Annotated in this window: 17 protein-coding genes and 2 riboswitches; of the genes, 6 read left to right on the top strand and 11 right to left on the bottom strand. The window is 61.0% G+C overall.

Annotated features, from left to right (window positions below):
- Positions 1–10: 10 nt before the first annotated feature.
- Both AAGF34_RS17690 and AAGF34_RS17685 read right to left on the bottom strand, forming a co-directional pair.
- Positions 11–475 carry a GNAT family N-acetyltransferase gene (locus AAGF34_RS17690; protein WP_342621126.1) on the bottom strand — a complete coding sequence of 155 codons (465 nt, stop codon included), beginning with the start codon at positions 473–475 and terminating at the stop codon, positions 11–13.
- A gap of 2 nt (positions 476–477) precedes the next feature.
- Positions 478–978: a carboxymuconolactone decarboxylase family protein gene (locus AAGF34_RS17685; RefSeq protein WP_342617027.1), complete on the bottom strand. Its 501-nt coding sequence runs from the start codon at positions 976–978 to the stop codon at positions 478–480.
- A 79-nt stretch (positions 979–1,057) separates the two neighbouring features.
- Here AAGF34_RS17685 and AAGF34_RS17680 point away from each other — a divergent pair, with 79 nt between their 5' ends.
- From AAGF34_RS17680 to AAGF34_RS17660, 5 genes are all read left to right on the top strand, one after another.
- Positions 1,058–1,543: a MarR family transcriptional regulator gene (locus tag AAGF34_RS17680; protein WP_342617026.1), complete on the top strand. Its 486-nt coding sequence runs from the start codon at positions 1,058–1,060 to the stop codon at positions 1,541–1,543.
- 83 nt (positions 1,544–1,626) lie between these two features.
- A riboswitch (glycine riboswitch) is annotated at positions 1,627–1,730 on the top strand.
- 18 nt (positions 1,731–1,748) lie between these two features.
- Positions 1,749–1,861, top strand: a riboswitch (glycine riboswitch).
- Positions 1,862–1,910: 49 nt separating this feature from the next.
- Positions 1,911–3,065 carry a glycine cleavage system aminomethyltransferase GcvT gene (gene gcvT, locus AAGF34_RS17675; RefSeq protein WP_342617025.1) on the top strand — a complete coding sequence of 385 codons (1,155 nt, stop codon included), beginning with the start codon at positions 1,911–1,913 and terminating at the stop codon, positions 3,063–3,065.
- A gap of 64 nt (positions 3,066–3,129) precedes the next feature.
- Complete coding sequence (gene gcvH / locus AAGF34_RS17670; RefSeq protein WP_342617024.1) at positions 3,130–3,501, top strand: glycine cleavage system protein GcvH; 372 nt, start codon at positions 3,130–3,132, stop codon at positions 3,499–3,501.
- Positions 3,502–3,521: 20 nt separating this feature from the next.
- Positions 3,522–6,440 carry an aminomethyl-transferring glycine dehydrogenase gene (gene gcvP, locus AAGF34_RS17665; protein ID WP_342617023.1) on the top strand — a complete coding sequence of 973 codons (2,919 nt, stop codon included), beginning with the start codon at positions 3,522–3,524 and terminating at the stop codon, positions 6,438–6,440.
- 56 nt (positions 6,441–6,496) lie between these two features.
- The gene (locus AAGF34_RS17660) at positions 6,497–8,773 is read left to right on the top strand and encodes a patatin-like phospholipase family protein (protein ID WP_342617022.1); all 2,277 of its coding nucleotides are present in this window, start codon (positions 6,497–6,499) and stop codon (positions 8,771–8,773) included.
- 12 nt (positions 8,774–8,785) lie between these two features.
- Here AAGF34_RS17660 and AAGF34_RS17655 read toward each other — a convergent pair whose 3' ends face one another.
- The 7 genes from AAGF34_RS17655 to AAGF34_RS17625 all read right to left on the bottom strand — a co-directional run bounded on the left by AAGF34_RS17655 (position 8,786) and on the right by AAGF34_RS17625 (position 16,350).
- Complete coding sequence (locus AAGF34_RS17655) at positions 8,786–9,715, bottom strand: AraC family transcriptional regulator (RefSeq protein ID WP_342621125.1); 930 nt, start codon at positions 9,713–9,715, stop codon at positions 8,786–8,788.
- A 27-nt stretch (positions 9,716–9,742) separates the two neighbouring features.
- Positions 9,743–10,528, bottom strand: a complete 786-nt coding sequence (locus AAGF34_RS17650) for an L-iditol 2-dehydrogenase (RefSeq protein ID WP_342617021.1) — start codon at positions 10,526–10,528, stop codon at positions 9,743–9,745.
- Positions 10,525–11,940: a D-arabinitol 4-dehydrogenase gene (gene dalD / locus AAGF34_RS17645; protein ID WP_342617020.1), complete on the bottom strand. Its 1,416-nt coding sequence runs from the start codon at positions 11,938–11,940 to the stop codon at positions 10,525–10,527. The genes AAGF34_RS17650 and dalD overlap by 4 nt, the downstream gene beginning before the upstream one ends.
- Before the next feature lie 2 nt (positions 11,941–11,942).
- A complete protein-coding gene (locus AAGF34_RS17640) occupies positions 11,943–13,004 on the bottom strand; it encodes an ABC transporter ATP-binding protein (RefSeq protein ID WP_342617019.1) in 1,062 nt (353 codons plus the stop codon).
- Between the two features lie 155 nt (positions 13,005–13,159).
- Positions 13,160–13,990: a carbohydrate ABC transporter permease gene (locus AAGF34_RS17635; protein ID WP_342617018.1), complete on the bottom strand. Its 831-nt coding sequence runs from the start codon at positions 13,988–13,990 to the stop codon at positions 13,160–13,162.
- A gap of 1 nt (position 13,991) precedes the next feature.
- Entirely contained in the window at positions 13,992–14,852 is an 861-nt protein-coding gene (locus AAGF34_RS17630; protein WP_342617017.1) for a sugar ABC transporter permease, read from the bottom strand.
- Positions 14,853–15,036: 184 nt separating this feature from the next.
- Positions 15,037–16,350, bottom strand: coding sequence for a sugar ABC transporter substrate-binding protein (locus tag AAGF34_RS17625; RefSeq protein ID WP_342617015.1), 1,314 nt, complete (start codon positions 16,348–16,350; stop codon positions 15,037–15,039).
- A gap of 229 nt (positions 16,351–16,579) precedes the next feature.
- Here AAGF34_RS17625 and AAGF34_RS17620 point away from each other — a divergent pair, with 229 nt between their 5' ends.
- A complete protein-coding gene (locus AAGF34_RS17620; RefSeq protein WP_342617014.1) occupies positions 16,580–16,831 on the top strand; it encodes a hypothetical protein in 252 nt (83 codons plus the stop codon).
- On the opposite strand, the gene aroC is transcribed toward AAGF34_RS17620, so the two are convergent.
- Positions 16,828–17,922: a chorismate synthase gene (aroC, locus tag AAGF34_RS17615; protein ID WP_342617013.1), complete on the bottom strand. Its 1,095-nt coding sequence runs from the start codon at positions 17,920–17,922 to the stop codon at positions 16,828–16,830. The genes AAGF34_RS17620 and aroC overlap by 4 nt on opposite strands.
- Before the next feature lie 48 nt (positions 17,923–17,970).
- Entirely contained in the window at positions 17,971–18,429 is a 459-nt protein-coding gene (locus AAGF34_RS17610; protein WP_342617012.1) for a CBS domain-containing protein, read from the bottom strand.
- Positions 18,430–18,488: the final 59 nt, after the last annotated feature.

Below are 18,488 nucleotides of genomic sequence, written 5' to 3'. Positions count from 1 at the left end.
ATGGGCTTTTTTATTGCCGTGCCACCGCAGATGCAATGGGTTCTACAAAACGCAGCGAGGTCGCCAACAGACCGCATCGGAAATAGAAGCGGTGGCCCAACTGATTGCTCAGTGGCGTGTCGAGCACCAACTTGTTGCATCCCAGGCGCTCGGCTTCGGCGCGAAGAAATCCGACCAATGCCTCACCATGTCCCTGCCCTCGCGCGCCGACATCGGTTACCAGATCGTCCAGGTACATGAACTGCCCGTGCACAAGATTCTCCTGAATGCGGTAGCCAGCCAGGGCCTTCAGTTCGTCCTCCACATACAACCCGGCCAAGCGATAGCCCCGCTCTGATTGGCGTTGCCAATAAGATACCCAAGCGGCCGCGTCGGCAAGTTCCGGACGCAACTGGGCCATCAAAGGGAAGCTACTTCGAACGACAGCCGCATCATTGACGGTCCGGATGGTGAGTGCAGCAGCACATTGATCCATCGTCATGCCGTGCGCTCCGGCTTGGTTGTCATCCCGGGCGGCTCAAATCGCAACGATCCTGCAATGCGGTTCCAGGCATTGATGGCAGCAATGGACGTAGTCAACGCGGCAAGCTCGACTTCAGAGAATTGCAAGGACGCGCGCTCGTGGGTTGCATCTTCAATGTGATGCGATGCCATACCGGTCAGGGCTTCCGCCCAGTCCAGTGCCGCCTGCGCGCGCCTGTCAAAACAATCCACGTCACGCCAGGTCGCCAGCAAGTCCAGCTGAACGGCTGGTACACCAGCCTGCCGCGCCCAATCCAGATGCAGCTTGAGACAAAAGGCGCAGCCGTTGATCTGCGAAACACGCACCTTGACCAGCTCGATCAGGCGCTTGTCCAGCCCGGTGCCATCGACAGCCTGGCCCAGACTGCGCAGAGCGGCCACAGCGCCCGGGACGGATTTGTCAAACGTAGCCCAACCCATGCGAGGCGATAGAACGGGAAATGCGGAAGTAGTCATGGTCATGAAAGAAGTTTGGAATTAATATCAGGGTTCTGATAACAAATGATATTCGAACTCTGACATCATGCGCAAGCCAGTGAACACCCAACCAAACGCCGTACCCGATGTGGGCCGGGGCAAACGGGGCGTCGATGGCCATATTGGCTATCTGTTGCGACAAGCCCACTCCGCGCACCGCGCCCGCATGGAAAGGGCTTTGGCCGCCGATGGCGTGACGCTGCCCCAGTTCTCCGTGCTTGTCATGTTGGCCGCCTACCCGGGTGCCTCGGGCGCGGAACTGGCACGGCTGTCCATGCTGACACCCCAGACCATGAACGTGATCCTGTCCAACCTGGAGCGTGACGGTGCCATTGCACGCCGTGCGCATGCTGAGCATGGGCGCATCCAAGTCAACGAAATCACATCTGCAGGTCGCAACCTGTTGTCGCGCTGCAAGCGGGCTGTCAAGGTGGTAGAGGAGCGGCTGCTGGCAGGCCTGAGCCCACTGGAGGAGCAAGCCGTACGCAAGTGGCTGGTGATGGCTGCGCAGGAACCGGCAAGTGACGGCTTGGAGCGGAATTGATCCTCCACTCCTGGAAAAAATAGGGAATCAATTTGCATCTGACGCAAACAAATTCAAAAAGGTCGCTTCCAGAGCATGTAGAATCGCTCGGGTCAGGAGAGAGCTTCTCACCGAAGAAGCCGCCGAAGGCGCAGGACCGCTGATTGCAGCAGTCTGAACGCTCAGGCAAAAGGACTGACAAGCGTTGTGTGGCAAGTCCACGCAGCGACACCCCACTGGAGAGAGGCTGCCTAAACGGCAGTCCACCGAAGGAGCAAATCACTGGCGGCTCGCTGCCCAGTGGCCAATCTCTCAGGTAAAGCGGACAGCGGGGGCAGAGCACGGCATGTTTTCAAGAGCAGGTCGTGGATACCCAATTTGCCCCCAGATGGAGAGTCTCTTGTCCGATTCCGCAACCCCCTTGCTTACTACGCCGCTGAACGCCCTGCATATCGAGCTGGGCGCACGCATGGTGCCTTTTGCCGGCTACTCGATGCCGGTGCAGTATCCCGCCGGGCTGATGGCCGAGCACCACCACACCCGCAACGCCGCCGGCCTGTTTGACGTGTCCCACATGGGCCAGTTGCGCCTGGTGGGTGCGGATGCCGCAGCAGCGTTCGAGAGCCTGATGCCGGTGGACGTGATCGATCTGCCCGTGGGCAAGCAACGCTATGGCCTGCTGCTCAATGAAGAGGGCGGCATCCTCGACGACCTGATGTTCATACGCCGCGAGGCTGACATCTTTGTGGTGGTCAACGGTGCCTGCAAGGCGGCCGACATCGCCCATATCCAGGCCCGCATTGGCAGCCGTTGCGAAGTCATTCCTATGCCGGAGATGGCCTTGCTTGCGCTGCAAGGCCCGCAGGCGGTGACCGCCTTGTCGCGGCTGGCTCCCGGCGTGGAGAAGCTGGTGTTCATGACTGGTGGCCATTTCACGGTGCACACCGGCGCGCAGGACATAGCCGTGTTTCTCACCCGCAGCGGTTATACGGGTGAAGACGGCTTTGAAATCTCGGTGCACAGCCGCGATGCAGATGCCTTGGCGCGTGCCCTGCTGGCGCAGCCGGAAGTCAAACCCATCGGTCTGGGGGCCCGCAATTCGCTGCGCCTGGAGGCCGGACTGTGCCTGTACGGCAATGACATCGATACCACCACCAACCCGGTAGAAGCCAATCTGCTGTGGGCCATGCAAAAGGTACGTCGTGCAGGGGGCGCACGCGAAGGCGGCTTCCCCGGTGCAGCAAAGATTTTGGCGGCGCTGGCACACCCTGACGCCAACGCACGCAAGCGCGTGGGCCTGGTGGCACTGGAGCGCGTTCCCGTGCGCGACCACACGCCCCTGCAGGACCTGAACGGACAAACTATCGGCGAAGTCACCAGCGGTCTGCTGGGCCCCACGGTCGACAAACCGATTGCCATAGGCTATGTGCCCGCATCCATGGCTGCACTGGGCACCCGCGTGAACGCCATCGTGCGCGGCAAGCCCGTGCTGATGGAAATAACTTCCATGCCCTTCACGCCCAACCGCTATTACCGTGGATAACATGCCCCTGCGGTTCACTGAAATACATCTGTCACAACACACCCTCTACTGAAAGGAATCCAATATGACCATCAAATTCACCCCCGACCACGAGTGGCTCAAGCTCGACAACGGCCAGGCCGTAGTGGGCATTACCGTCCATGCGCAAGACGCATTAGGCGACGTGGTGTTCGTGGAACTGCCCGAGGTAGGCAAGACCTACGCCAAGGGCGATGTGGCCGGCGTGGTCGAGTCGGTCAAGGCCGCTGCCGACGTCTACATGCCCGTGGACGGTACTGTCACTGAAGTCAATGAAGAGCTGCGTGCAGACCCCGCGCTGGCCAACAGTGACCCACTGGGCGCCGGCTGGTTCTTCAAGATCACCGTGGCCGATCAAAGCCAGTTCGACGCGCTGATGGACGACACCGCCTACACCAAGTTCTCCGAAGCCGCCTAAACCCACCGCACCGCCTTGCCATGACAGTGAACGCACCCTCCCCCACCCTTGCAGAACTTGAAAACAGCAGCGAGTTCATCGCCCGCCACATTGGCATCACCGAAGCCGACGAGCAGCACATGCTGCGCGTCATCGGTGAGTCCAGCCGTACGGCGCTGATCGACAGCATCGTGCCGCGCAGCATTGCGCGTGCCGACAAGATGAACATCCCGCCTGCGGTGACGGAGGCTGCGGCACTGACCGAAATCAAGGCCATGGCCGGCAAAAACAAGCTGTTCAAGAACTTCATTGGCCAGGGCTACTACGGCACCCACACGCCCGGCGTGATCCTGCGCAACATCCTGGAGAACCCGGCCTGGTACACCGCTTACACGCCCTACCAGGCAGAGATTTCCCAGGGGCGCATGGAAGCACTGGTGAATTTCCAGACCATGGTCTGCGACCTCACTGCCATGCCGATTGCCAACGCCTCCATGCTGGATGAGGCCACTGCCGCCGCCGAGGCCATGACGCTGGCCAAACGCAGCGTCAAGAGCAAGAGCAACGTCTTCGTGGTGGCCGGTGACTGCCATGCCCAGACCATCGAGGTGCTGCAGACACGTGCCGCGCCGCTGGGTCTGGAAATCAAGGTGGCGAATTCCGCCACCGAATGGTCTGCCTTGCTGGAAGGCGATTACTTTGCCGTGCTGGCGCAGTACCCATCCACTAGCGGCCGCATCGACGACTGGGCACCTGAAGTGGCCAAGGTGCACGCCAAGCAGGCCGCCTTCATCGTGGCAGCCGATCTGCTGGCCCTGACGCTGCTCACGCCCCCGGGCGAATGGGATGCCGACATCGTGGTGGGCACCACCCAGCGCTTTGGTATGCCTTTGTGCAACGGCGGCCCACACGCCGCCTATATGGCCTGCCGCGACGAATACAAGCGCTCCCTGCCAGGTCGGCTGGTGGGCGTGAGTGTGGACGTGCATGGCAATCCGGCATACCGCCTGGCCCTGCAAACACGCGAGCAGCACATCCGCCGCGAAAAAGCCACCTCCAACATCTGCACCGCGCAGGTGCTGCCGGCTGTGATCGCCAGCATGTACGCGGTCTACCACGGCCCGGCCGGACTCAAGCGCATTGCCCAGCGCGTGGCCACCTACGCGTCCATCCTGTCGCAAGGCGTTGCGGCACTGGGTTACACGCTCACCAGCAACACCGCGTTTGACACCATCACCGTGCGCTGTGCATCGGCCAGCGATGCACAGGCCCTGCTCGCCAAGGCTCTGGAATCGCAAGTCAATCTGCGCCTGTCCTGGGACGAATACATCAGCGTCTCGCTGGACGAAACCACCACCCGTGACGATCTGGCACTGCTTTGGTCCCTCTTCGCCAAGCCAGGCCAGGCATTGCCCAAAGTCGAAGCCTTTGCCGACCAGGCGCAACCGCTGATTCCCGCTGCGCTGCTGCGCACCAGCAGCTACCTGGGCCATGCAGTATTCAACAGCTACCACTCCGAGACCGGCATGCTGCGCTATATCCGCATGCTGAGTGACAAGGACCTGGCGCTGGACCGCAGCATGATCCCGCTGGGCAGCTGCACCATGAAGCTCAACGCCACTAGCGAGATGATTCCCATCACCTGGCCCGAGTTTGCCAACATCCACCCCTTCTGCCCCGCCGAACAGCGCGCAGGCTATGCCGAGCTGGATCGGCAACTGCGTGCCTGGCTGTGCGCCGCCACCGGCTATGCCGACATCAGCCTGCAGCCCAACGCCGGCAGCCAGGGCGAATACGCAGGCCTGCTGGCCATTCGCGGCTGGCATGCCTCGCGCGGCGAGTCGCATCGCAACATCTGCCTGATCCCCAGCAGCGCGCACGGCACCAACCCCGCCAGCGCTGCCATGGCCGGCATGAGAGTGGTGGTTACCGCCTGCGACGCGCAAGGCAATGTAGACATGACCGACCTGCGCGCCCACTGCGAGAAACACAGCGCCAACCTGGCCGCTGTGATGATCACCTACCCCAGCACGCACGGCGTGTTTGAAACCCAGGTGAAAGAGCTGTGCGCCCTGGTGCACCAGCATGGCGGCCGCGTCTATGTGGACGGCGCCAACATGAACGCCCTGGTCGGCACCGCTGCGCCCGGCGCATTCGGCGGCGACGTCAGTCACCTGAACCTGCACAAGACCTTCTGCATCCCCCACGGTGGCGGCGGACCCGGCGTGGGCCCGGTATGCGTGGTGGAAGACCTGGTGCCCTTCCTGCCCGGTCACAAGACAGGCGGCGTGCAGGGCCAAGGTGGCGCGGTGTCCGCGGCGCCCCTGGGCAATGCGGCTGTGCTGCCCATCAGCTGGATGTACATCCGCATGATGGGTGCCGAAGGACTGAAGCACGCTACGGAGGCAGCCATCCTGGCGGCCAACTACATCAGCGCCGCCCTGGCGGATGCCTACCCTACGCTCTATGCCAGTACATCCCTGAACGGCAAGCCCGGCCATGTGGCGCACGAATGCATTTTGGACCTGCGCCACTTCAAGGAATCCTGCGGCGTGATGGCAGAGGACGTGGCCAAGCGGCTGATGGACTATGGCTTTCATGCGCCCACACTGTCCTTCCCGGTGCCCAACACCCTGATGGTGGAGCCTACCGAAAGCGAAACCCTGGCCGAGCTGGACCGCTTCATCCACGCCATGCTGTCCATTCGCGCAGAGATTGCCGAGGTGGAACAAGGCCACTGGCCGCAGGACAACAACCCGCTCAAGCATGCGCCGCACACGGCCGCTGCCGTGGTAGGCACCGACTGGGACCGCCCCTATGCGCGCGAGCTGGGCGCCTTCCCGCTGGCCAGCCTCAAGGCCAACAAGTATTGGCCCACCGTGGGGCGGGTGGACAACGTCTACGGTGACCGCAACCTGTTCTGCAGCTGCATACCCACCGCGGAACTGGAAAGCACCTGACCGTCGTCATTCAGGCAGTCCCTGCGGGACGGGAGTCAAGCTGCCGATAATCGGTCATGCGCAAAATCTCCCGTTCCCTTGCCGCACTGATGCTGGCAACCCTGGCTTGCCTTGCCGCACCGGCGGGTGCTGAAGAGCCCCCCCCACCCAAAGTCACCGTCGTGCTGGCGGGTGGCGGTGCCAAGGGGTTTGCCCACATCGCCCTATTGCGGCGCCTGGAAGAAGACCATGTCCCCATTACCAAGATCATTGGCACCAGCATGGGCGCGGTCATCGGTAGCCTGTACGCCAGTGGCATGTCAACGCAGGACATTGAAAAGGTCATCGGCAGCCTGGACCCGGGCCGCGTTGCGCTGGACCAATTGAGCCGCACCGAACTGCCCCACCGCACGCGGGACTACCAGCAGCGCTACCCGGTCGATCTGGAGCTGGGCGTCAAGAACGGCCAGCTCACCTTTGCGCGGGGCGTCAGTGACGGCCAGCGCTTTCTCACCCTGATGCAGGAGCTGACTGCCAGAGTGCCACCAGGTACCGACTTTGACCACCTCAAGATTCCTTTCCGGGCCGTGGCCACGCGCTACCGCGACGGAGAGCTGGTTTCCTTCGACCATGGCTCGCTGGCTCTGGTGGTGCGCGCCAGCATGGCGGCGCCCGGGGTGTTTGCCCCGGTCGAAATCGATGGCGAGACCTATGTGGACGGTGGACTGGTCGCCAACCTGCCGGTGGAAGTTGCTCTGAAGGAAGGCGCAGACATCATCGTGGCTTCCTATCTGGGCGATACCGACAAGGTGGGCGACAACCTGGACACCGGCAATGCACTGAGCGTGGCCACCCGCATGCTGGATATCCTGATGCGGCAAAACGAGCGCCGCAACATTGCACTGCTGCGTCCACAGGACATTCTGGTGCGGCCCCAGTTGCAGAACTACACGGCTGGCAGTTTTGACCAACCTGCCGAGATCATCCAGGTGGGCCAAATCGCGGTACAGGCGCAGGATGCGCGCTTCCGCGAGCTGGCGCGCATCACAAATGCGCAAGTGACAGTGCCGGTGCCAGCCCAAGCGGCATCCGAGTTTGTGCCGGAGAGCGTTCTGGTCAGCCGCATCCGCGTGACCGGCAACCGGGACGTCTCTACCGCCTTCATCGAACAAGAGTTTCAACCGCTGCTGGACAAGCCCTACCAGCCCCATCTGGTCAGCCAGAAGATTGACGAGCTCTACACCAGCGGCAATTTTGAGCGCCTGAGCTACCAGATCAGTCCCATGCTCAACGGCAAATATGAGCTGGTAGTGGACGTGAACGAAAAGACGTATGGCCCCAACTTTCTCAAGACCAACCTGGGCTTCTATACCGAAAGCAGCGGAACCAACCGGTTCTCTCTGGGCGCAGGATTTCGTCGTCCGTGGCTGACGCCCGATGGCCTGGAACTGCAGGTGGACTTGCGTGCGGGTTCCCAGAGCGAGTTAGCGGCAAGCCTGTTTCAGCCCCTCTCAGGGGGGTGGGGACTGAATGCCTACGGAACCTACAACAGCAATGAGTTATCGGTCTATCGGCCAGACGTTGCGACGGCCGTGAAAATGGGCGCAGCCACCCTGCGTCGCCAGGAGTTGGGGCTCAACCTGTCATACGACTTGAGCAAGAAGGCTACCGCCAAGATCGGTCTGGTAACCAACCAGACCCAGGTCACCATAGACACTGCCAAGACTGTGAGCTTTCCGTCGGATAGCGGTGGCGCAGTCACCTACGTGATGCAGGACGGCCAGTGGGATTTCACCGGCATGAATGCACAGTTCACTGCCGACCTGCTGGACTCGCCCTCTTTCCCGACCCGGGGCTACTTCATCAATGTAGCCGCGGCACAAGGTGTGACCGGAACCAACCAGTACACGAGTTACCGCGCCAATGCGCTATGGGCCAGAAGTTTTGGCGCCCACGTGGTCAACCTGGGGCTGGATCTGGGTGCCGACCATATCCTTGATTGCAACGGCTGTACGCGCGTGACATCCCTCTCACCACTGTACCTGGGGGGCTTCCAGTCCATGGGTGCTTATCAGATGGGTCAGCTCAGCGGCGACCGGCTGCTGCACGCCCAAGCGACGTACATGTACCGTCTCTCGGACGGCGGTATCCTGCACCAGCCCACCTTTGTCGGTTTTGTGGCCGAAGTGGGCGACTCCTGGGTCAGCAACAGGGACTACGACCCGAAATACAGCGGCACCGCATTCATCGGTGTGGACAGCAAGATCGGCGACGTCTTTTTTGGCGCAGCGTCCGGCAGCAGCGGCAACCGCAACATCTTCCTGCAGTTGGGAAGGCGCTTCAGCCTGTGGTGATCGACGGACGCTTCAGGCCTTGACGCCAAAGCGGTTGGCCACCTGGCGACGGAACTCGCGTGGCGTCATGCCTTTGATGTCCAGAAAGCGTCGGTTGAAATTGGCGATGTTGTTGAATCCGACCTCATAGGCAATGCTGGTGATCTGCCGGTCCGACTCCATCAGGAACTGACAAGCGCGGTTGATGCGCACATGGTTTACAAAATCGGTGAAAGTATTGCCGGTGGCACGACGGAAGAAACGCGAGAAGCGGCTCTCGGTCATGTCCAGCTCCTCGGCCAGCGAAGCGGCAGACAAAGGTTCGGTGAGCTTGTCGGTGATGCGGCTGAGAATGGCGTTGATCTGCTCGAGCTGTGCGTCGTTGTCCACACTCTGGATCTGCGCATTGGACAGCAGGCGGTAGTCGTTGCACTGCGCCAGCTCATTGAGAAACGTGCAAAACGCGCCGAAGCGGGCCAGCCCCTGTGAATTCTTGACCTTGTGCCAATGCTCCAAGGCCTGCGGATACAGGTCGAAGAATTCGATGCCATGCTTGGCGCGCTCCAGCAGTGGCAATATGGCGCGCATTTCCGGCACGTGACGACTGGCCTCCTCGATGGGCGCATGTGGAAACTGGATCACCAGATCGCGCTCGGCCACACCACCGTCGGGCAAGTCCATGCTGACCCAGTTGTGCGGCAGGCGCGGGCCGGTGAGCACCAAATGACCGGGCTGGAACTGGCCTATCCAGTCGCCCACAAAGGCCTTGCCCGAGGTACTGGTGATCAGGTGCAGCTCGTACTCGTCGTGGTAGTGCCAGCGTGCCAGCGGCGTGGGAAAGCCGTGCGACAGGCAGCGGATGATGCCCACTTCCTCCGGGCGCTCATAGCCTAGCTCCGGAGAGCGCGTATAGGCATGCTCCAGTTCGGGTTTGAGTTGACGCGGCTTATTGGACACGGGAATTCACTCAGGAATTTTGCGCACTGTAGCTCAAGACATGACGTTGCCGCCATCCACGTTGAGCGTCTGCGCCGTGATGTAGGAGGCTTCGTCACTGGCCAGGAAAACCGCTGCACCGCAGATGTCGTTGGGGTCGCCCATGTAACCCAGTGGAACAGCCTCACCCACCCGCTTCTTCTTTTCGCCGATGGGCAGGTTCTCGTATTTGGCAAACAGTGCGTCCACATGGGCCCACATGGGTGTGGCGATCACGCCGGGCGCAATGCCGTTGACCCGGATCTTGTGCGGTGCCATTGCCAGTGCGGCGCTCTGGGTGTAGCTGATGACCGCTGCCTTGCTGGCGCAGTAATGCGACACCAGTGCCTCACCCCGGCGACCCGCCTGTGATGCCATATTGATGACCGAGCCACCTTGCACCTGGTGGGCCACCATGTGCGCGAGCGTCTTTTGCATGATGAAGAAGGCACCCTTGACGTTGACCGCGAAGATTTTGTCGTACATCGCCTCATCGCTCTCCAGCAGCGGCGCCATGTCAAAGATGGCCGCATTGTTGTAGAGCGTGGTGATGGCACCGAAGCGGGATTCGGCAGTAGCGATCAGCGCATCGATATCGGCCGCACGGGTGACGTCCGTAGGCACATACTGGACCGCGTCCGGAAACCGCGCCATCAGATCGGAAACGGACACGGATGGGGTCTTGCCGATGTCCGCAATCGTGCACTTGGCTCCTTCGCGCACATAGGCCTGGGCCACGGCGAATCCAATACCGCCGGCGGCGCCGGTGAGCAATGCGTGCTTGCCTTGTAAACGGGTCATGCTGACTTCCTCTGAATAAATGTCTGAACGCGGGCATAGGCGCCACGCAGTGCTGCAACCAGACGCTGGTCTTGTGCCTGCGGGCCCCACAAGGTGGCATCCGCACAGAAGGCGGCTATCGGATCGGCGGCGTCGCAGATGGCATGTGCCACAGCCGGCTCCATGGCCTGGTCCTGGTAGGTGTAGTGGATCTGGCCGGCGTGCCAACGCTGCAGATACGCCAGAAACAGCGCGGGCAAGATGGCCACGCTGTCTATGGACTCGCCACGCGCCAGACGCTCGCGGATGGTTGGAGCGATGAAGCCCGGAATCTTGGAAAAACCGTCCATGGCCACACGCTGGTTGGTGTCTGCTATGGCGGGGTTGCCAAAGCGATCCAACACCACGTCGCGGTACTGCGCCAAGTTGATGGGGCACGGGTGCTCGGGCGTGTCCAGCACCGGGATCACATCGTCCGTCACATAGTCGTAGGCGAACTTGCGGATGTCGGCATCATGCGTGCCTTCGTGGATGTAGGTGTAGCCGATCAGAGTGCCAGCCCAGGCAATGCAGCTGTGCGTGGCATTGAGCAGGCGGATCTTGGCCTCTTCATAGGCCTGCACCGACTGCACCATTTCCACGCCTACGGTCTCCCACTCAGGGCGGCCAGCGATGAAGTTGTCCTCAATCACCCACTGGATGAAGCTCTCACCCATGAGGGCGGCTGCATCATCCACACCGGTGGCGGCTTTCACGCGCGCACGCACTTCCGCTGTGGGGCGCGGCGTGATGCGGTCCACCATGGCGTTGGGGCTGCTGGTGTGGGCTTTCACCCAGTCCAGCAGTTCGGTGTCCCCCAGCAGTTCCAGAAACTGCAGCAATCCGCTGCGTGAGCGGTCACCGTTGTGCCGCAGGTTGTCGCAGTTGAGTAGCGTCACCGCTCCTGCCTTGGCCTGCATGCGCGCCTTGAGGATGGCGGTGAGTGCGCCATAGATGGTGCTGCCGGCCCTGCCAGCGCGGATGGCATCCAGGTCCGCCTGCAGATCGGCAAAGCCCAGGTCCAGACGGTCCTTGGCATCCAGGTAATAGCCCGCTTCCGTCACGGTAAACGAGATGATGCGTGTCTGCGGGTCTGCACCCAGGCGGATCAGTCCCGAGAGCATGGGGTCGTGACGCACCACGGTATGGATGGATGTGATGCGTGTGTAAGTGCGCTCGCCTTGCGGCGTGACCGTCTCCAGCGTGTAAGCGCCGTCCTGCGCAATCAGCGCCTCAATCGTCTCAGCCATGTCAGGGCGAATATTGCCGCCAGCCAAGGACCAGCGCGTGTCGCCACTTTGCTGCAACTGGTGCAGGTACACCGCCTGGTGTGCGCGGTGGAAGGAACCCAGCCCCAGATGGAGCATGACCAAGGGTTTGGATGTGTCTTGCATGTCTAGTGAACCCGTGTTTCCCGGGCTTTGCCCGTACGCGTGATGCGGCCTTGCGCGTCAAACAGATGCGCAGCATCCACATCGATCTGCATGCCCACGGAACGGCCCGGCGTCAGCTCGGTGCGCTCGTTCTGGCGGGACACCAGTTGCACGCCGGTGTCGGTGGACACATAGACCAATGTCTCTGCGCCCAAGGCCTCCACCAGCTCGACCTTGCCCGTGAGCTGCCCCTGTGCAGGCGCGCACAGGGTGATGTTTTCCGGACGCAAGCCGATGAAGCCGTCGGGCTGCACCGGCAGCGCTGTGCTCTGCACCAGTGCCTGCACATCCTTGGCTGCCACCACATTCATCTGCGGTGTGCCTATGAACTGCGCCACGAACTGGTTGGCCGGGCGATCGTAGAGCTCCAGCGGCGTACCCACCTGCTCGATCTTGCCGTCACGCAACACCACGACGCGGTCCGCCAGGGTCATGGCTTCCACCTGGTCATGGGTCACGTAGATGGTGGTGGCGCCCAGGTCGCGGTGCAACTTGGCTATCTCGATGCGTGTCTGGCCGCGCAGCGCTGCATCCAGATTGGAGAGTGGCTCGTCGAACAAGAACACCTTGGGCGCACGCACAATGGCCCGGCCGATGGCAACGCGTTGGCGCTGGCCGCCGGACAGCTCTTTGGGTGTGCGCTCCAGGTAGTTGGTGAGGTTGAGAATGGCTGCCGCACGCCCTACCTTTTCCTTGATGACGGCTTCATCCACCTTGGCAAGCTTGAGCGCAAAGCTCATGTTTTCATACACGCTCATGTGCGGATACAGCGCATAGCTCTGGAACACCATGGCCAGGTCGCGTTTGCTCGAAGGCTGATCGGTGATGTCCCGCCCATCGAGCATCAGCTTGCCACCCGTGGTTTCTTCCAGTCCCGCAATCAGACGCAGCAAGGTGGACTTGCCGCAACCTGACGGGCCGACAAAGACGATGAACTCGCCCTGGTTGATCTGCAGGTCAATGCCGCGTATCACGCGCACATTGCCAAACTCTTTTTCTATGCCTTGCAACTGAAGGTACGCCATTGGATTTCTCCTAATACTTGTTATGAATTGAGACCGCCGAGCGCCATGGGTGCCACCCAAGGGTGCGGCGGAACCGGCTTCGCCGGGCCGCTCGCACCGCCCCCTGCAAGGGGGGAAGCGGCTACGCGCAGCGAGCAAGCCGGGGGGTGTTCCATCTACTTCACCGCTCCGAAGGTGAGCCCCTGCACCAGCTGCTTCTGGCTGAACCAGCCAAACACCACGATGGGCGCAATCGCCATGAGCGAGGCAGCAGACAGCTTGGCCCAGAACAACCCTTCCGGACTGGAGTAGCTGGCAATCAGCGTGGCCAGCGTGCCGGCCTTGGCCGAGCTGAGGTTCAGGCTCCAGAAGGCTTCGTTCCACGACAGCACCAGGCACAGCAGCCCGGTGGATGCCAGGCCACCCACGGCCAGCGGCAACAACACGCGGCGGAATTCCTGCCACAGCGTGGCGCCATCCATGCGGGCCGCTTCCAGGATTTCGTGCGGTATGTCCTTGAAATGGGAATACAGCATCCACACCATGATGGGCAGGTTGGACAGCGTGAAGATGATCACCAGCGCCAGTTGCGTGTCCAGCAGACCCGCACTTTGCGCCAGTACGTAAATGGGGACCAGCGCACCCACGGCCGGCATCATCTTGGTGGAGAGCATCCACATCAGGATGTCCTTGGTCCGCTTGCTGCGGAAGAAGGCCATGGAATAGGCCGCCGGAGCAGCGATCGCCAGGCCCAGCAAGGTGGACATGACACTGGTCACCACCGAGTTCTTGGCATAGAGCAGATAGTCGCTACGCTCCTGCACTTCCACGAAGTTGGCAAACGTCGGTTTGAAGAACAGCAGCGGCGGCACCGAGATGGCTTGCAACTCGGTCTTGAAGGCGGTGAGCACCAGCCATCCCAGAGGGAAGAACAGCAGCAGCGTGACTGCCCAGGCGCACAGCGTGCGCACGATGAGTGCCGGAGGGTATTTGGAGCGTCGTGCCATGTTATTTGTCCAGGTTCTTGCCGACCATGCGGATCAGGAATGCGGCTGCAATATTGGCCAGCACCACTGCAAACAAGGCACCGGCAGAGGCCACGCCAGCGTCAAAATTCAGCAGCGCCTGCTTGAAGATCAGGAAGGCCACATTGGTGCTCGCATCACCGGGGCCGCCACCCGTGGTGGTGTAGATCTCGGCGAAGACACTGAGCAGAAAGATCATCTCGATCATTACCACCACTGCCATGGAGCGGCCTAGATGCGGGATGTAGAGGTAGCGCAGTTGCTGCAGGTAGGTCGCACCATCCATGCGCGCCGCTTCCAGCTGCTCGCGGTTCATGCTCTGCAGCGCCGTCATGAAAATCAGCGCTGCAAACGGCAGCCATTGCCAGGACACCATGATGATCACCGAGCCCAACGGGAAGTCGGTGAGCCAGTCAATCGGCGTGGCGCCAAAGAACTTCCAGACCTGTGCCAGCACCCCGTAAATCGGGTTCATCATCATGTGCTTCCACAGCAGGGCATTGACCGTGGGCATGACGAAGAATGGCGAGATCAGCAACAACCGCACTGCGCCACGGCCAGGAAAAGGATCATCGATCAGCAGTGCGATGCCAATGCCGAACAGCACCGTCACCACGATCACGCTACCCAGCAGCAGCAGCGTATTCATCACCGCCACGGAAAAGGACGGATCGGTCAGGAAGTATTGGAAATTCTCCAGTCCGGCAAAACCTGTGACCTCGGGCTGCATCAGGTTGTAGCGGATGAAAGCAAAGTAGATGCTCATCACCAACGGGACGATCATCCACAGCAGTAAGGACGCCACTGCAGGAGTGAGCAGCAGGCGTGGCAATAGTCGTTTCATAGGGCGCAGTTCATCGTTGTTGTAGGTTTGGAATGCGTGAAATCGGATGCCCTGAAAAGGGTCATCAAATAAGGTTCAGTGGGCGTAGCGAGCGGCTTGAGGTGGCGCGCGGGGCGCACAGCCGTACTCTCGTACGGCGAGCACCACGCGCGTCAGATCAGGCCGCGCAGTAGCCCAATGATCCTTATTTGTAGTAGCCGCCCTTGGTCATTTCGCGCTCCGCCGCAGCCTGCGATGCCTTCAGCGCCGCATCCACCGTGGTCTTGCCAGCCAGAGCCGCGCTCATCTGCTGACCCACGGCGATACCAATCGCCTGGAACTCGGGGATGGCCGCAAACTGCACGCCCACGTACGGAGACTTGGGCAGCGTGCTGTCGTTGGGGTTGGCAGAGTCAATGGCTGCTTTTTCAGCCGCTGCAAACACGGCAGCCTTCTGGAATTCCGCATTGGCATAGGTGGACTTGCGGGTACCTGTGGGTACGTGGGCCCAACCATTGGTCTTGCCCACCAGGTTGATGTAGTCCTTGGAGGTTGCCCAGCTGATGAACTTCTGTGCAGCGTCCGCGTTCTTGGTGCCGGCCGGAATGGCCAGTGCCCATGCCCACAGCCAGTTGGCGCCCTTTTGCGTCACGCTGTAGGGACCTTGTGCGAACGCCACCTTGTCAGCCACTTTGGACTGCTTGGGGTCAGTGATGAAGGATGCTGCGATGGTGGCGTCAATCCACATGCCGCACTTGCCTTCGTTGTACAGGGCCAGGATTTCATTGAAGCTATTGGCAGAGGATCCGGGCGGGCCGTACTTGGTCAGCAAATCCACGTAGAACGTGACTGCATCCTTCCAGGGCTTGGACTCGAGCTGGGGCTTCCACTTCATGTCAAACCACTGGGCGCCAAAGCTGTTGGCCATGGTCGACAGGAAGGCCATGTTGTCACCCCAGCCCGGCTTGCCGCGCAAGCAGATGCCGTACACGCCGTTCTTGGGGTCATTGATCTTGGCAGCAGCATCACGCACCTGGTCCCAGGTGGGGCGGCCTTCGAACTTGATGCCGGCCTTGTCGGTCAGATCCTTGCGGTACATGAGCATGGAGCTCTCGCCGTAGAAGGGAGCGGCAAACAGCTTGCCATCCACGGACAGGCCGTCGCGCATGGCGGGTAGCAGGTCATCGACGTCATAGGCTGCGTCGGTCTTTAGTTCCTTGAGCCAGCCCTTCTTGCCCCAGATTGGGGTTTCGTACATGCCGATGGTCATGACGTCGAACTGACCGCCCTTGGTTGCGATGTCGGTCGTCACGCGCTGACGCAGCACGCCTTCTTCCAGCGTGACCCATTTGAGCTTGATGTCCGGATTGGCTTGCTCAAAGTTCTTTCCGAGCTTTTGCATCTCGATCATGTGACCGTTGTTGACGGTGGCAATCACCAGTTCGGTGGCCGATGCAGACAGCCCGCACAGGGATACCAGTAATGCTGCAGCCGTAGCTACGCGGGATTTGAGTTTCATGTTGTTGTCTCCAGAGTGATGAGAAGAGGTCTGTGCTCAATGCCTGAGTGCAACCAGCACTGACAGGTGAAAGATACCGACTCACAGATGCAGTAACGATACTTGCAATACCAGTTGAAATACTTATTTGCACCAGATACCTAGTATTTACACCTATGTCTGCAAAGATAGTACGCATTTCAATCAACCAATGCATACTTGCTTGGAACGTGCTGCCGCCTGGAAGACAATGCAATCCACACCACAGGCCCTGCCTGTATCCGAGGTCTATCGCATGAAAAAAGATGACGACGATGAGCCCAGCGTCTGGGTCACAGTACTCAAGCTGGTCGTGGGCGCCATCATCCTGATCGGCGGGACCGGTCTGGCGCTTTGGTATGTGGATCAGGTGCAGGAAAACGCCAAGCCGGGCCTGGGCTCCGGCGTGGGCCCACCCGACTGGGGAATAGTGGGCGACAACCCACTCAAGAATCGACGTTAAATGCGGGCCGGAATCGGCTTGAGCGTGTGCTGCACGTCAGCGCACTGGGCGCGGTGGCGCAGTGCATGGTCCATCACCACCAGGGCCAGCATGGCCTCGGCAATGGGGGTTGCGCGTATGCCCACACAGGGGTCGTGACGTCCCTTGGTGATGACCTGGGTCGGGTTGCCGGACGAGTCAATCGAATCGCGCGGCGTGGTGATGGAGCTGGTCGGCTTGATGGCAATGCTCACTTCCAGGTCCTGACCAGTGGTGATTCCACCCAGGACGCCGCCCGCGTTGTTGCTGGCAAAGCCCTGGGGCGTGAGCGAATCACCATGTATGGTGCCGCGTTGTGACACGCTGGCAAAACCGGCACCGATTTCCACACCCTTGACGGCATTGATGCCCATCATGGCGTAGGCAATGTCGGCATCCATCTTGTCAAACAGCGGCTCTCCCAGGCCCACCGGCACGTTGCTGGCCACCACGCGAATGCGCGCACCGCAGGAGTCTCCCGCCTTGCGCAGGGCATCCATGTAGTCTTCCAGGGCAGAGACGTCGGCCACCGGGGCAAAGAAAGGGTTGCGCGGCACATGGTCCCATGATTCGAAGCCAATCGGTAGTTCACCAATCTGCGTCATGCAACCACGGAATTCGGTACCGAACTTTTCCTTCAGCCACTTCTTGGCAACGGCGCCCGCCGCCACCATGGGCGCGGTCAGGCGCGCACTGGAGCGGCCACCACCACGGGGGTCGCGGATCCCGTATTTCTGGAAATAGGCGTAGTCAGCATGGCCGGGGCGGAAAGTTTCCAGCAGGTTGCCGTAATCCTTGCTGCGCTGGTCGGTGTTCTGGATCAGCAGGGCGATCGGTGTGCCCGTCGTCTTGCCCTGGTAGACACCGCTCAAGATCTGCACCGCATCGGGCTCGTTGCGCTGGGTCACGTGGCGGCTGGTGCCGGGGCGACGGCGGTCCAGATCAAACTGGATGTCCGCCTCGGTGAGCGCCATGCCGGGGGGGCAGCCGTCAATCACACAGCCAATGGCCGGGCCGTGGGATTCACCAAAGTTGGTGACTGCGAAGAGTTGTCCAAAAGTATTGCCGCTCATAGAAGGCGGATTATCCCAGAGCGCGCGGCCTGCTGGCCGCCCGGCACATCAGTTGGGCGCTGCGGGCGCTTCGCCCTCGGGCCAGTCGCGGATATAGGCCTTGAGCATCTGGTTCTCGAAATTCTGGCTGTCCACCACGGCGCGTGCCACGTCGTAGAAGCTGATCACGCCCATGAGCATGCGCATGTCCATCACCGGCATGTAGCGGGCATGGCGGTCCAGCATCATGCGGCGCACTTCGTCCATATCGGTTTCCATGGTGCAGGTCAGGGGCGCGTCGTCCATGGCGGTGCGTACGATGGTGGTGCCAATGACGCCGCCATTCTTGACGAGGGTCTGGATCACTTCGCGGAAAGTCAGCATGCCCACCAGGTCGCCGTGCTCCATGACCACCAGCGAACCGATATCCTTTTCCGCCATCAGGTCCAATGCGCGGGACAGGGGTTCATCGGGATGGGCGGTGAAAAGCGTGCCGCCTTTGACGCGCAGGATGTCGCTGACTTTCATGGTGTTTCCTCAAGGCACTAGGTATGGGTATCCAGAACTTGAATATAGCCCACAATGTG

The organism is Rhodoferax sp. GW822-FHT02A01, assembly GCF_038784515.1.
Taxonomy (GTDB): Bacteria; Pseudomonadota; Gammaproteobacteria; order Burkholderiales; family Burkholderiaceae_C; genus Allorhodoferax.
Note: the sequence above shows the minus strand (reverse complement) of the source record. Positions and strands in the feature narration are given on the sequence as shown.